12 protein-coding genes are annotated in these 12798 nt (G+C 66.7%); 4 read left to right on the top strand and 8 right to left on the bottom strand.

Going from position 1 to position 12798, the window contains the following annotated elements; genetic code table 11:
• Positions 1 to 36: 36 nt before the first annotated feature.
• Entirely contained in the window at positions 37 to 1962 is a 1926-nt protein-coding gene (mdoH, locus tag CR919_RS14260) for a glucans biosynthesis glucosyltransferase MdoH (protein WP_099820565.1), read from the bottom strand.
• A gap of 494 nt (positions 1963 to 2456) precedes the next feature.
• On the opposite strand from mdoH, the gene CR919_RS14250 reads away from it, so the two are divergent.
• A complete protein-coding gene (locus tag CR919_RS14250; RefSeq protein ID WP_099820564.1) occupies positions 2457 to 4493 on the top strand; it encodes a TonB-dependent receptor in 2037 nt (678 codons plus the stop codon).
• A gap of 57 nt (positions 4494 to 4550) precedes the next feature.
• Here the strand turns inward: CR919_RS14250 and CR919_RS21215 are convergent, their stop codons facing one another.
• The gene (locus CR919_RS21215; protein ID WP_162887695.1) at positions 4551 to 4721 is read right to left on the bottom strand and encodes a hypothetical protein; all 171 of its coding nucleotides are present in this window, start codon (positions 4719 to 4721) and stop codon (positions 4551 to 4553) included.
• Between the two features lie 218 nt (positions 4722 to 4939).
• Between CR919_RS21215 and CR919_RS14245 the strand changes: the two genes are divergently transcribed.
• The gene (locus CR919_RS14245) at positions 4940 to 5326 is read left to right on the top strand and encodes a DUF2628 domain-containing protein (RefSeq protein ID WP_099820563.1); all 387 of its coding nucleotides are present in this window, start codon (positions 4940 to 4942) and stop codon (positions 5324 to 5326) included.
• Positions 5327 to 5398: 72 nt separating this feature from the next.
• Here the strand turns inward: CR919_RS14245 and CR919_RS21435 are convergent, their stop codons facing one another.
• From CR919_RS21435 to CR919_RS14225, 4 genes are all read right to left on the bottom strand, one after another.
• Positions 5399 to 7933 carry a methyl-accepting chemotaxis protein gene (locus CR919_RS21435; protein ID WP_099820562.1) on the bottom strand — a complete coding sequence of 845 codons (2535 nt, stop codon included), beginning with the start codon at positions 7931 to 7933 and terminating at the stop codon, positions 5399 to 5401.
• 235 nt (positions 7934 to 8168) lie between these two features.
• On the bottom strand, positions 8169 to 9062 hold the full coding sequence (locus tag CR919_RS14235; RefSeq protein ID WP_099820561.1) for an NAD(P)-dependent oxidoreductase: 894 nt from the start codon (positions 9060 to 9062) through the stop codon (positions 8169 to 8171).
• Positions 9063 to 9204: 142 nt separating this feature from the next.
• Complete coding sequence (locus CR919_RS14230; protein ID WP_099820560.1) at positions 9205 to 9978, bottom strand: response regulator; 774 nt, start codon at positions 9976 to 9978, stop codon at positions 9205 to 9207.
• Positions 9975 to 11096 (bottom strand): histidine kinase, encoded by a 1122-nt coding sequence (locus CR919_RS14225; RefSeq protein WP_099820559.1) that lies wholly within the window; start codon positions 11094 to 11096, stop codon positions 9975 to 9977. The genes CR919_RS14230 and CR919_RS14225 overlap by 4 nt, the downstream gene beginning before the upstream one ends.
• Before the next feature lie 177 nt (positions 11097 to 11273).
• On the opposite strand from CR919_RS14225, the gene CR919_RS14220 reads away from it, so the two are divergent.
• Positions 11274 to 11606 (top strand): hypothetical protein, encoded by a 333-nt coding sequence (locus CR919_RS14220; protein ID WP_099820558.1) that lies wholly within the window; start codon positions 11274 to 11276, stop codon positions 11604 to 11606.
• A 129-nt stretch (positions 11607 to 11735) separates the two neighbouring features.
• Positions 11736 to 12044: a KGG domain-containing protein gene (locus CR919_RS14215; RefSeq protein WP_099820557.1), complete on the top strand. Its 309-nt coding sequence runs from the start codon at positions 11736 to 11738 to the stop codon at positions 12042 to 12044.
• A 46-nt stretch (positions 12045 to 12090) separates the two neighbouring features.
• Here the strand turns inward: CR919_RS14215 and CR919_RS14210 are convergent, their stop codons facing one another.
• Positions 12091 to 12441, bottom strand: coding sequence for a VOC family protein (locus tag CR919_RS14210; RefSeq protein ID WP_099820556.1), 351 nt, complete (start codon positions 12439 to 12441; stop codon positions 12091 to 12093).
• Positions 12442 to 12540: 99 nt separating this feature from the next.
• A complete protein-coding gene (locus CR919_RS21470) occupies positions 12541 to 12741 on the bottom strand; it encodes a hypothetical protein (protein ID WP_099820555.1) in 201 nt (66 codons plus the stop codon).
• Between the last annotated feature and the right edge of the window lie 57 nt (positions 12742 to 12798).

The raw sequence follows: 12798 nt of genomic DNA, 5'->3' as shown, positions 1-12798 counted from the left end.
ACGTTCGAGCCGCATTATGCCGCTGGCACGGTGCGATCAGTACAGCGGCGGTTGCTCGGCCGCTTCCCGGCGCAGCTGTGCGGCGCGCACCAGCACCGGCGGCGGGATGTTCTCTTCGGGGATGTCGAGCAGGCCGAGACGATGCAGGAAGGCACCCGGCCCGCGCAGCGAGGTCAGTGCCACCACCGGCACCGCCAGCACCATGCCGATCACCACCGGCGCCATCCAGGCCGCCAGCGACGGCGACACCGCCCACGCCAGCACGCCCATGAAGGCGCCGAACACGCCCAGGCCACCGTAGCCGCGCACCAGCGAAATCCACGAGATGCCACCGTCATCGCGCTGCTGGGCATCCCAGCCCGAGTCGCGGCCGGACAGGACTTCGGCCACGCCGCGCGACTGCACGTACATCACCACCGGCGCCATCAGCGCGGCCAGCACGGTTTCCACCAGCATCGACAGGAACGCCCGGATCGCGCCACCGCAGCCACGGCGTTCGACCGGGTCGAGCAGCATCGCGAAGTAACCCAGGACCTTGGGCATCAGCAGCACCGCCATGGTGGCGGCGAACAGGCGCACCACCTGTTCTTCATCCTGCGCGCGCCAGTACACGCTGGGCGACAGGTGCAGCAGGGCGTTGAAGTCGATGCCATCCTGGAACAGCGGGATGGCGATGCCGATCAGCATCAGCATCGCCCACATCGGGGCGGTGAAGTAATGGCCGATGCCGATCAGCATGTGCACGCGGCTGATCCAGTGCAGGCCACGGCTGCCCACCACCTTGCCGTGCTGCAGGTTGCCCTGGCACCAGCGGCGATCGCGCACCAGCAGGTCGGTCAGCGTCGGCGGGCCTTCCTCGTAGCTGCCGCCCAGGTAGGGCACCATGTGCGCGGCCCAGCCACCACGGCGCATCAGCGCGGCTTCCACGAAATCGTGGCTGAGCACGTGGCCGCCGAACGGCTTGCGCCCCGGCAGCTCCGGCAGGCCGGCGTGGTCGGCGAAGGCCCGGGTGCGGATGATCGCGTTGTGCCCCCAGTAATTGCTTTCGGCACCGTGCCACCAGGCCACGCCACGGGCGATCACCGGGCCGTACACGCGCCCGCCGAACTGCTGCATGCGCGAGAACAGGGTGCGGCCGCCGATGACCGATGGCAGGGTCTGGATCAGGCCGACGTCGGCGTTGTGCTCCATGCCGGCCACCAGGCGCACGATGCTGTCACCGGTCATCAGGCTGTCGGCATCCAGGATCAGCATCTGCGGGTAGGCACCGCCGAAGCGGCGTACCCAGTCGGCGATGTTGCCGGCCTTGCGCGCGCTGTTGTCACCACGGCGGCGATAGAACAGCCGCGCCTGGCCATCGGGCACCAGCTCGCGCAGCTCGGCGAACACCTGCTCTTCGGCACGCGCGATGTCCTCGCGGCGGGTATCACTCAGCACGAAGAAATCGAAACGCTGCAGCTGGCCGGTGGCCGCCACCGATTCGTAGATCGCGCGCAGGCCGGCCAGCAACCGGCGCGGGTCTTCGTTGTAGGTGGGCATCAGCAGCGCGGTGCGGCTGTGCACGGTCGGCAGCGGCTTGTCCGGATCGATGCCCAGGCGGTAGCCGCGGTCGAACACGGCCGTCAGGAAGCCGGCCACGGCACTGGCGAAGGACAGCGCGATCCACGCGAACAGGCCGACGAACAGCACCAGCAGGCAGGCCTCCAGCACGCTGATGCCATTGCCGGACAGCACCCGCCACATCATCCGGGTAGCCACGGCGGTCATCGCTGCAGTGCCGCCGAGGATGTAAAGGCGACGCAGCCCGATCATGCGCGGCGAGGTGCGATGGCGCCGGACTTTCAGCGCGCCTTCGCGCAGCGTCTGTTCGGGCATCACCAGTGGCGCTTCGGCGGGCAGCAGGGCCCAGCCCGCGTCGGGACCGGCCGTGACCGGTTCCGCGTCGATGGTTTCACTCCCCATGGCCGCCTACTCCCTGCAGGCCGCAGGACCGGCCGTCCCGGCCGGGCTGCATGCACCAAGGTTCCTGGCACGCATTCCCGGCGTCCGCACTTGTCCTGTCTGCCACGGCGTCACGCCGCGCAGTCGATGTCTGTCACTACCGGAACCCACACGATCTCCAACGGGGCGGAATCGAAAAATGCGGCTCAGTCTATGGCTCCGAATGTAAGCCGGGTGCGAAGGTCTACGCCGGGAAATCTCCCCATTCAGCAATCAGCAGGCGAACCGCGGCACGCAGCCCGGGAATGTCGATTCATCCCGGGAAGTACTGGATCGTAACAAACGAGAACGGTTATCATTCCGTTAACCAGGCAGGTCACCGCGCTCCGCGCACCGGACCCACCCAGCTGCGCCGGACCTACCGCGCGCCCGACGACCCAGGGAAGGGGTGGCTGCCTGCTGTCTGCGTGCGCCTGCTGCTTCCACCGGGTCTCTCCTCTCCCTTGGAAGCCGTCATGTCCCCTCTCCGTTCCGCGCGCCTGTCGCGCACCCGACTGGCCAGCGCCCTGGCCACCGCCTGCCTGCTGACCCTGCCTGCCCTCGCCGCCGCTGAAGCCAGCGCCGACGCCTCGACCAAGGACCTGGATACCGTGGTGGTCACCGCTTCGGGCAACCAGCAGTGGATCAAGGATGCCCCGGCCAGCATCAGCGTGATCAGCCGCGAAGACATCGAGCGCCAGCCGGTGCACGACCTGGCCACCCTGCTCAGCCGCATTCCGGGCGTGACCGGTGGGCTCAGCGCCGCCGGTGAGCAGTCCAAGATCAAGCTGCGCGGGATGCCGTCCAACTACACGCTGGTGCTGGTGGACGGCAAGCGCATGGGCAGCTCGGCCTCGACCAACTACCGCCCCGACCTGGGCCGCCAGGACCTGAACTGGATTTCGCCCGATCAGATCGAGCGCATCGAAGTGGTGCGCGGTCCGATGTCCTCGCTGTATGGCTCGGACGCGATGGGCGGGGTGATCAACATCATCACCAAGCGCATCGGCGACAGCTGGAACGGCAGCGCCACCCACAGCTACACGCGACCGCAGGATGGCGACCGTGGCGACACCCAGCAGATCGGCGCGACCTTCTCCGGCCCGCTGGGCGAGCGCTTCGGCCTGCGCATCGGTGCCAACAGCATGCGCCGCGATTCGGACCGCTCCAACGGCGACGTGTATGGCAACGCCTACGCCGGCGAGAAGGACCGCAATGTCGACGCGCTGCTGCAGTGGAAGCTGAGCGAGGCACAGGAAGTGTCGCTGGAAGCGGGTCATGGCGTGCAGCAGGCCTTCATCGCCCAGGCGCTGGAAAAGCAGGACGAGGGTGCATGGGGTGCCAGTGAGCTCAAGCGCAGTTCGCTGGCGTTGAACCACGACGGCAAGTGGGATTTCGGTACCTCCAAGCTCAGCGCGTACTGGACCGAGTACAAGAACGATATCGGCGCTACCGGTCGCTCCGAGGCAACCGATACGATCATCGAAGGCAGCCTGAGCACGCCCTTCACCCTGGGCGTGGACCACCAGTTCGCGGTGGGCGGCCAATGGAAGCGCCAGGAGCTGACCAACACCGACACCATCGGCCAGGCACCGATCGACTACGCCGGCAAACCGGTGGTCGGTTCCACCCTGGAAGTGGATACCTGGGCGCTGTTCGTCGAAGACGAGCTGAAGCTGCACCGCACCCTGGCCCTGACCCTGGGCGCGCGCCTGGACCACCATGAGCAGTTCGGCAGCCATGTCAGTCCGCGCGCCTACCTGGTCTGGCACCCGAGCGAGCAATGGACAATCCGTGGCGGCGTCTCCAAGGGCTTCCGCGCGCCGAGCCTGACCGAGAATTCGCCCAGCGCGGCGACCCAGTCCGGCGGCCGCGGCTGCACCTCGCTGTACCCGCTGGGCTACGTGCGTGGCGGCTGCTACATGGCCGGCAACCCCGACCTCGACCCGGAAACCAGCACCAACCGCGAGATCGGCGTCAGCTTCGACAACGATCTGGTCGACGCCGGCCTGACCTACTTCCATACCGACTTCAGGAACAAGATCGAATACGAAGCGCTGGGCTTCTTCAACGGTTACTGGTGGACGCGCATGAGCAACGTGCAGCGCGCGCGCACCAGCGGCATGGAAGGCAACCTCAACTTCCGCTTCGGCGATCACTGGCGCTGGCGCACCTCGGCGACCTGGATGAAGGAAGCCAAGAACCTGACCACCGGCCGCAACCTGATCGACACCCCGGAGTTCTCAGGCTATTCGTCGTTGGACTGGACGCCGAACACGGTGTTCTCCAGCAGCCTGTCGGCGCAGTACACCGGCAAGCAGACCGGCGTGGTCAATACCTTCCTGAAGGCCTACACGCTGTATGACCTGACCGCTGCCTGGAACGTCAACGAGGTGCTGACCCTGCGCGGCGGCGTCAGCAACCTGGCCGACAAGAAGCTTTACGCCGACGGCGCCACCGACTACTTCGTGGCGGGCCGCAGCTACTTCCTCAGCATGACCGCGCGCTTCTGACGCGCACTGTGATCGCGCTGGCAACAGGCCAGCGCGATCGCGGCTGGTTTCCCAGGCTCAGTCGTTTTCCAGCACCGCCGGCGCCGCATCGCGGCTGGCCGCGATGCGTGCACGGTCCATCGCCACCGCCAGTTGCTGGCGGGCGAGCAGTTGTTGTGCCTGCACCACTTCGGGTGTCGGCAGGAGCACCGGTCCGGGTGCGTTTTCCGGTGTAGCGGGTGTGGTCATGCAACCTCCATGGACATACCGCTGCTACCCATGAAACACCGGGGTGGCAGCGGAACTGCGCACCCTATCCTAAAAACAAGGCGGATGGGTGACGGTGCGGCACCGGGACGCAAGCCCTTCGCGGTAGGAACGTCACAATTTTGACGCTCCAAGCTGGTTTGCTGAATGTGACTCACTTATCATGAAAACGTTTTCCTAACAGGGAAGTCCCTACTCACATGAATACCGTTGACCTCAGCCGCTTCAGCCCGAAGTGGCAGTTCCGCTTCAACTTCTTCCAGCAGCACGGCGCCCCCAAGGAGCCCGGCTTCAAGCAGGCGTGGAAGGCGCTGTCCTTCGGCGACCGCCTGAAGATCAACCTCAACTTCTTCGCCTTCTTCTTCGGCGCGATCTATCTGTTCATCCTGGGCATGTGGCGCAAGGCGCTGGTGGTGATCGGCATCAACATCGTGCTGATCGCGGTCAGCCTGGTGCTGCCGGACATCGTGGCCCGTGCACTGTTCATCGCGATGAACTTCCTGGTGGCGTCGAGCACCAACTACAGCTACTACCTGGAACAGGTGAAGGGCAACACCAGCTGGAACCCCTTCGAAGGCATGTTCTAAGCCGCAGCGCTCGACAGCGCAGCAGCACATCGACGCCCGGCCTCGGCCGGGCGTCGTCGTTCACGGCCCCGGTCAGGCAGCGCGCAACGTGGCCGTCGGGCGGTTGTCGGCCTGCAGGCGGAAGCGTGACACCGCAACCGCCAGCTGCTCGGCCTGTTCTTCCATCGCCCGCGCCGCCGCCGTGGCTTCTTCCACCAGCGCAGCATTCTGCTGGGTGGTCTCGTCCATCTGCACCACGGTCTGGTTGACCTGTTCGATACCGGCCGACTGTTCGCGCGAGGCGGCCGAGATCTCGGCCATGATCTCGTTGACCCGGCCGACCTGGCCGACGATCTCCTGCATCGTGCGGCCGGCGCCATGCACCAGCTGCGCACCGGCGCCGACATGGCCGACCGAGGCGTCGATCAGCTCCTTGATCTCCTTGGCTGCGCCTGCCGAGCGCTGTGCCAGCGCGCGCACCTCACTGGCGACCACCGCAAAGCCACGGCCCTGTTCGCCCGCGCGCGCCGCTTCCACCGCTGCGTTCAAGGCCAGGATGTTGGTCTGGAATGCGATGCCATCGATCACCGAGATGATCTCGGCGATGCGCTGCGAAGAAGTCTCGATCTGCTCCATGGTCTGCACCACCTGGCTGACCACCTGCCCGCCTTCGCTGGCAACGCCTGCGGCCGAGGCCGCCAGCTTGTTGGCCTGCAGGGCGTGATCGGCGTTCTGGCGCACGGTGGAGGTGAGCTCCTCCATGGACGCGGCGGTTTCTTCCAGGTTGGCCGCCTGCTGTTCGGTGCGGCGTGACAGGTCGCTGTTGCCCGACGCGATCTCGCCTGCGGCCAGGCGGATGCTGGAAGCGGACTGCTGGATCTGGCCGACGATCTGGGTCAACTGCTGCACGGTGCTGTTGGCATCATCGCGCATCACCGCGAACACCCCGTGGAAGTCACCCTCCATCCGCGTACTGAGGTCACCGGCGGCGATGGCGCGCAGCAGCGTCGACAGTGCGGCCAGGTTGTGGTCACTGACCTGCATCATGGTGTTCAGGGTTTCAACCATGCGGCGGAAATCATGCTCGAAGCGCTGCGCATCGCCGCGCACCGCGAAATCGCCCGCTGCTGCGGCGGCGGCCAACTGCTGGATCTGCTCGTTGATCGCCGCCAGGTTGCTCTTGGTGGTTGCCATGGCCGCAGTGAATACCGCCTTTTCGCCCGGCAGTGCCTCCATGTCCACGCTCAGGTCGCCCACCGCGTAGCGCTGCATCACCTCGACCAGGCGCTGGGTGACCGCGTTGCTGTCGGCCACCAGCTGGTTGCTGTCGGCCACCATGCGGCCGTACTCGCCCGGGAACACCGAGGCATCCATGCGGTAGCTGATTTCACCGGCATCATGGCGACGCGCCATCTCCGCCTGTGCGGCCATCACCGCCTGCAGCTGGCCACGCATGCCCTGCATCGCGTCCAGCAAGCGGCCCACTTCGTCGTTGCCCAGCACCGGCATGGCGGTATCCAGCTTGCCCGCGGCCACGTCGCCGGCGATGCGTACCGCCTGCGCCAGCGGGCGCACGGCCAGCCGCTGCAGCAGCAGGTAGACACCGCCGCTGAGCACCAGCGCGGCCACCACACCCACCAGCAGGATGATCCACAGCAGCTCACGGGCCTGCGCGATGATCACCGCGTGCGGCACCACCACGCCCAGCGCGAAACGCTGCGGCGCGTCACCCACCTGCAGCGGTACGTACAGGCGGACGTTGCCGGCAGCGTCGGGCTCGAACGCTTCGTACGTCTTGTCGGCGGCGATCTGCGCCAGCATACCGAGGGTGGCGGCATCGGTGCGCGGCTTGCCGATCTCGGCAGCATCGGCCGAGGCCAGCACCACGCCCTTCGGCGACAGCAGCTCGACACGGCCGGCACCCATCGGCGTCAGCGTGGCCAGGTGCTTCTGCAGCGCGTCCAGCGAGAAGTCGACGGTGAAGACACCGAGGAAGGTACCGTTCTCGACGATCGGCGTGCTGAGCGTGCTCATCAGCACCTGCTTGCCGCCGATGTCGTAGGCATACGGTTCACTGACCAGCGGCAGCTTGTCGCGGCTGGGCACCATGTACCAGTTGCCCGAGCCGCTGGGCGTCTCGGTGTAGTCGGTCATCGTCGACTGCTGCGGCTTGCCGTCCTGCCAGGCCCAGTAGCTCATGTAGCGGCCGGTGGCGTCGTGCGCCTCGCTGTTGACGAACTCGGCGTCCTTGCCGTCGAAGGCATTGGCCTCCCACATGGTGCTCTTGCCCAGCCATTCCGGGTGCGCGTGCAGCTGCTCGCCGATGACACTGGCCAGGCTGGCGCGATCGGGCACATCACCGCGCGCACGCTGGGCCAGCACGGTTTCCACCATCGCATCGTTGCTGGCGAAGGCCGTGCCCAGGTCGGCAGCCACCTGGCGCGCCTCGGCACGGGCTTCGCTGGCCATGGTCTGCCGCGAGGACGACACCAGCGCCGAACTGGCCTGGTGATAGATCAGGAACGCGGTCGCGCCGAAGCACAGCAACGCGATCACCGCGGTGCCCAGCATCAGCTTGTGGGCGATGCTGCCGGGGCGACGGGCAGCGACGGAACGGGAAGGAGGCATGGAAGGATCCGCAGGCAGTTCAGGTCGACCGGTGCCACCAGGGCACCGCGCAGATGCGCGATCCATCGCGCGGGCCGCCTGCCCCGCCGGATCGGACCCCGGCGCGGGAAGGCGCGCACCGGGTTAGCGGCCATGGCCGGGCGAGGTTGAGGCCCACCGCGCGGACAAACCTGAACCTGCTCAGCTGCGGCCGTCGACGCAGGCCTGTGCCGCTCGCCTGTTCTGTCCGGCGCCTTTATTCGGCGACGCGGTCGCGGATCCATTCCGCACGGGGCAGGACCTCGATGCTGCCCGCGGCGTACTGCTGCAGGACGTCCTCTGGACCGAACCGCGGCTGCCAGCCCAGTGCTGCACGCATCCGGCTGCTGTCGTAGACCCTGTCGATGCTGAGCGGCAGAGGCCAGCCACGGCGCTCGAACTCGGCCAGCAGCAGCGGTGCGCGGCGCGCCAGCACCTGGCGCGGATCGGCGGCCAGCTGCAGGCAGTCCTCGCGCCGGAAAGGCGTCGGCGCACAGGCGAGGTAGCGCTGGAAGGGCGCGCCTTCATCGTGAAGCAGCGCGGCATGGGCGCTGGCCACGTCGCGCGCGTCGATACCGCGGTGCAGGCGGAACATCGCCATGCGGTCAGGCGGCTCGGGGAAGCAGCGTGCCATCCGCAGCACGCGCACGGTGAACGTTGCACTTGCCGCCGCTTCGGCAGCGGCCTCGGCCTGCAGTTTGGTGCGGTGGTAGATCGTGCGTGGCAGCGGCTCGGTGTCCTCGTCGATCCAACGGCAGCCGCCCGACACCACGGCATGGCCGTACAACGCCGTGGTGCTGGTCAGCACGAAGCGCTGCACGCCGGCCTCGCGCGCCAGCTGCAGCAGGTTCGCGGTCGCCTCCACGTTGATCTGCTGGAACACCGTGTCAGGCACCAGGCCCACGTGCGGCGCGTGCAGCGCCGCGGTATGGATCACGGCGTCGACCCCCTGCACGGCGCGTTCCAGCGCCCGGCGATCGGTGACATCGGCAATCACGCGCGTGGTGGCGAAGGGACTGCGGTCCAGCCCCACCACCTCATTGGCACCCGCCAGCGCACCGAAGATCGCGCGCCCTATCCGCCCGGAACTTCCGGTCAACAGAATCTTCATTGAATCCATTCACTCGACAGCGCCCGGGACCTACCGGGATGCCTCGATTCTAGGCAAGCCCGATGGCATCGGCGATAGGAACCGATGACATTCTGCATGCCATCGCCGTCGGGTCGGCGGCGCTTGGCCCGGCAGCAGGCACTCACGCCTCCGAGCGGGCCGACACCAGCCGCAGGAAGGCGTCGTTCTGGTAGCGGCTCATGCGCAGCTGCTGGCCGTTCTCCAGGGTGAGTACGTGATGGCCATTGAACCAGGGGTGGATCGTCCTGACCCGCGCGATGTTGACGATGGCCGAGCGATGCACCCGGGCGAAATGCCTGGGATCCAGCCGTTCAGCCAGGCTGTTCATGGTTTCGCGAAGCTCGTGCACGCGATCGGCCAGATGCAGTTGCACCGTATTGCGATTGGCGCGGATCCAGAGGATGTCCTGCACCGCCAGCAGCAGCATCGCCTCGCCATCACGTACGGCAATACGCTGCAGATGATCCTCGCGCCTGCGCAGTACATCCAGCGCCTGCAGCAGGCGCGTGTTGTCGGCGGCATTGGCGGCCTGGGCCAGCCGGCACTTCGCGCGCAGCAAGGTGGCCGCGAAACGCTCGCGACTGAAGGGCTTGACGAGGTAATCCAGTGCATTGGCCTCGAATGCGCGTACCGCATACTGCTCGTAGGCGGTGACGAATACCGTGGCCGGCATCCGCGCGGCGCCGATGGTGGCCAGCACGTCCAGACCGGTGATGCCAGGCATCTGCACATCCAGGAACACCAGGTCCGGCGACTGCGCGCGGATGGCTGCCACGGCAGACACTCCGTCACCGCACTCGGCTACATGGTCGATGTCCGCATCACCGTGCAGCAGGCGCGTCACCGCGCGCCGGGCGATCGGCTCGTCGTCCACCACCAGCACGCTCAGGCTCATGCGGCACTACCGTGCACGACAAACTCGGGAGCGTCATCGGCATCGTCCAGCATCCGCAGTGGCAACCGCACCCTGCAGGCCACACCGTGCGGCCAGAGCAGGTCCAGGCGCACCTCGGCCGCATCGCCGTACAGCTCGCGCAGGCGCAGCCGCGTATTGGACAGGCCGATGCCATGACCACCGGGCGCCCCGGGCTGCTGCAGCGTGCTGTTCTGGTTGCGCACCTCGATGCACAGCATGTCACCGTCGCGGCGGCCCTCGATCTCGATGGTGTCCTCGCCGAGGTTGCGGCCGATGCCATGGCGCAGCGCGTTTTCCACCAGCGGCTGCAGGATCAGGCTTGGAACCGCGCCATCCAGCAGTTCCGGTGCAACATAGATGCGGCTGTGCAGGCGATCCTTGAAGCGCGTGCGCTGGATGCCGAGGTACAGCTCGATCAACTCCAGTTCCTGGCGCAGGCTGATTTCCTGGCCGTCGTAGTCTTCCAGAAAAGCGCGGAGCAGCTCGCTCAGACGCAGCAGCATGTCTTCGGCACTGGCCTTGTCTTCATCCAGCAGGGTGACGATTGCGTGCAGCGTATTGAACAGGAAATGCGGCTGCAGCTGCGACTTCAACGCCAGCAACCGCGACTGCGCCAGCTCGGTCGCCAGCCTGCTTGCCTCTATCTCGCGGCGCACCTTTTCCTGCTGGAAATGCAGCGCCTGCTGGATCGCGAAAAGTGCCCAGTAGGTCAGCAGGCCCAGCGCGAAATGCTGGGCAATGAAATACCACAGCTGCTCGCCAAAACTGCTGGGCTCGAACCAGGTGGACACCAGGGCCCCCACCACCATCGCCAGCCCGGTGACCCCCACGCTGGCCAGCAGCTGCACCCCCAGACCGGCCAGCCTTCGCTCCGGCCGCAGCGGATAGCGTTCGCCCAGGGCGAACACCAGCGGCGCCAGCGCCGCCCAGGTGAACCACTGGATCATCGACCAGCGCAGGTAGACCTCAAATGGAAACGACTGGCCCTGCAGGCTGTGGCTCAACACCTTCTGCAGGGTGAAAGCGAACGCAACCGCCAGCCACAGCAGCAGGTAACGCAGCACGTCGATCTGGGTATGGCCAAGGCGGATCTTCATCGCATGCGTCCCGGTGCCCGGAGCGGGCCAGCGCCATCTTAGGCACAGCGTGGCCGGCAATGAAGCGCGGCGAGGGCCGATTGCGATTGGTCCCGCTGTCGCGACGATTCGTCCCGGATCGATTGCGGGCGCGTAGCCTCCACCGCCAGATGGCGATGTCCCCAATGGAGATCCCGCATGTACAAGTCCCGCACCCTGCTCGCTACCAGCCTGTTCTGCATTGTCGCCAGCGCGACTGCGGCGCCGCTGCACTACCTGACCCTGATCAACCGTGCCCATGCACCTGCCACGTCGGTGGAAGTCGCGGTGAGCGAAACCGACGCATTCCATGCCTTGGCATTGGCCGGGCCCATCGCAGGAGGTGGAGGCCAGGCGACCGTGGCACTACGCGGGACCGGCTGCCGCGTCGATCTGCGCATCACTTTCAACGATGGGCGCCGCATCCTGTACAGCAGCACCGATGTCTGCCGCGGTGACCGCCTGCTGATCTCGGCGCTTCCCGCGCGGTAACCGGTTGTCAAACGCATGCGCAGGGCATGTGAGTCCGATGCCGCCAACGTCCACCTGCCGTTAGCCCGCGATGTGGAGCATGAAGCCGTCGCTGACGGCGGCATCCCATTTCGCACCCGGAGACCGGCAATGGCCAACTCACGCACTGGCAGCAGCAACCGTGGTTTTGCCTCGATGGACGAGGACAAGCAGCGCGCGATCGCGTCGAAAGGGGGGCGCGCCGCCCACGCATCCGGCAATGCACACCAGTTCAGCCCGGATGAGGCCCGCGTGGCCGGCCGCAAGGGTGGTGAAGCCATCAGCCAGGATCGCCAGCACATGGCCGCGATCGGGCGTGAAGGTGGCCATGCCCGGCATGCCGCCACCCGTCAGCAACAGCAACAGCAACAGCAACAGCAGGACATGCCCGGCAACCCTGACGGCAGCCAACAGGGTTGAGCGATCACTGCCCGCGTCGAAGGGCGGATCAGCCGCAGTCTTCAAGTCAGCGGTGGGCGAGGATGTTCAACAGGCGCCCGAACGGGTCGCGCACGTAGAAGCGACGCACGCCCCATGGCTCTTCGGCCGGGCCATATTCAAGAGCGATGTTCGCGCGTCGCAGGCGTTCAAGCACGCCCTCCAGGTCGTCCACTTCGATCGAAAGATCCGGCACCGGCGTACCCGATCCACCTTCGCTGGCAATGCTGAGCTGTGCCAGTGCAGTGCCCTGCCCCCCGTAGGTGACGATCCAGCCGTGGTCCATGACGATGTCCATGCCGAGAATGTCGCCGTAGAACGCAGCCGCCTGCGCAGGATCGGCACTGGCGATGTTGGCGACGACGCGTTTTACAGCCATGTGGCGGCTCCAGACGATCACGACTGCGGACCACGTGCCTGCGGCCGGGTGGAAAGGGGGCCTTGGATCGGGCCCCCCAATGCGAACGGTATGCAGGCCTCAGACGGCGCCGCACCTGTCCATGACACAGCGATCGTATTCGAACTGGCACTCCATGGCATCACCGCCGCCGGAAACGCAGGCCTGGTACGCCTTCCAGCACGGGAAGTCGCACGGCTGCACCGGACCGGCCACTGCCACCGAACCGGTACACGCAAGTGCAAACACTGCAGCAGCGATCACTTTCCTGATGACTCGCATCGATATCACTCCCTGATAGGCCTGGTGACTCCAGGCCGCATCACCCTACCCGCGTGT

The organism is Stenotrophomonas sp. LMG 10879 (assembly GCF_002750935.1).
Classification (GTDB): Bacteria; Pseudomonadota; Gammaproteobacteria; order Xanthomonadales; family Xanthomonadaceae; genus Stenotrophomonas; species Stenotrophomonas lactitubi_B.
This window is presented reverse-complemented; position numbering and strand designations above follow the sequence as displayed.

Bases quoted from the DNA above. Each gene is read 5' to 3' on its own strand.
- mdoH (WP_099820565.1), bottom strand. From the start codon at position 1,962: ATGGGGAGTGAAACCATCGACGCGGAACCGGTCACGGCCGGTCCCGAC.
- CR919_RS21435 (WP_099820562.1), bottom strand. From the start codon at position 7,933: ATGCCTCCTTCCCGTTCCGTCGCTGCCCGTCGCCCCGGCAGCATCGCC.
- CR919_RS14245 (WP_099820563.1), top strand. From the start codon at position 4,940: ATGAATACCGTTGACCTCAGCCGCTTCAGCCCGAAGTGGCAGTTCCGC.
- CR919_RS21215 (WP_162887695.1), bottom strand. From the start codon at position 4,721: ATGACCACACCCGCTACACCGGAAAACGCACCCGGACCGGTGCTCCTG.
- CR919_RS14225 (WP_099820559.1), bottom strand. From the start codon at position 11,096: ATGAAGATCCGCCTTGGCCATACCCAGATCGACGTGCTGCGTTACCTG.
- CR919_RS14235 (WP_099820561.1), bottom strand. From the start codon at position 9,062: ATGAAGATTCTGTTGACCGGAAGTTCCGGGCGGATAGGGCGCGCGATC.
- CR919_RS14215 (WP_099820557.1), top strand. From the start codon at position 11,736: ATGGCCAACTCACGCACTGGCAGCAGCAACCGTGGTTTTGCCTCGATG.
- CR919_RS14250 (WP_099820564.1), top strand. From the start codon at position 2,457: ATGTCCCCTCTCCGTTCCGCGCGCCTGTCGCGCACCCGACTGGCCAGC.
- CR919_RS14210 (WP_099820556.1), bottom strand. From the start codon at position 12,441: ATGGCTGTAAAACGCGTCGTCGCCAACATCGCCAGTGCCGATCCTGCG.
- CR919_RS14230 (WP_099820560.1), bottom strand. From the start codon at position 9,978: ATGAGCCTGAGCGTGCTGGTGGTGGACGACGAGCCGATCGCCCGGCGC.
- CR919_RS21470 (WP_099820555.1), bottom strand. From the start codon at position 12,741: ATGCGAGTCATCAGGAAAGTGATCGCTGCTGCAGTGTTTGCACTTGCG.
- CR919_RS14220 (WP_099820558.1), top strand. From the start codon at position 11,274: ATGTACAAGTCCCGCACCCTGCTCGCTACCAGCCTGTTCTGCATTGTC.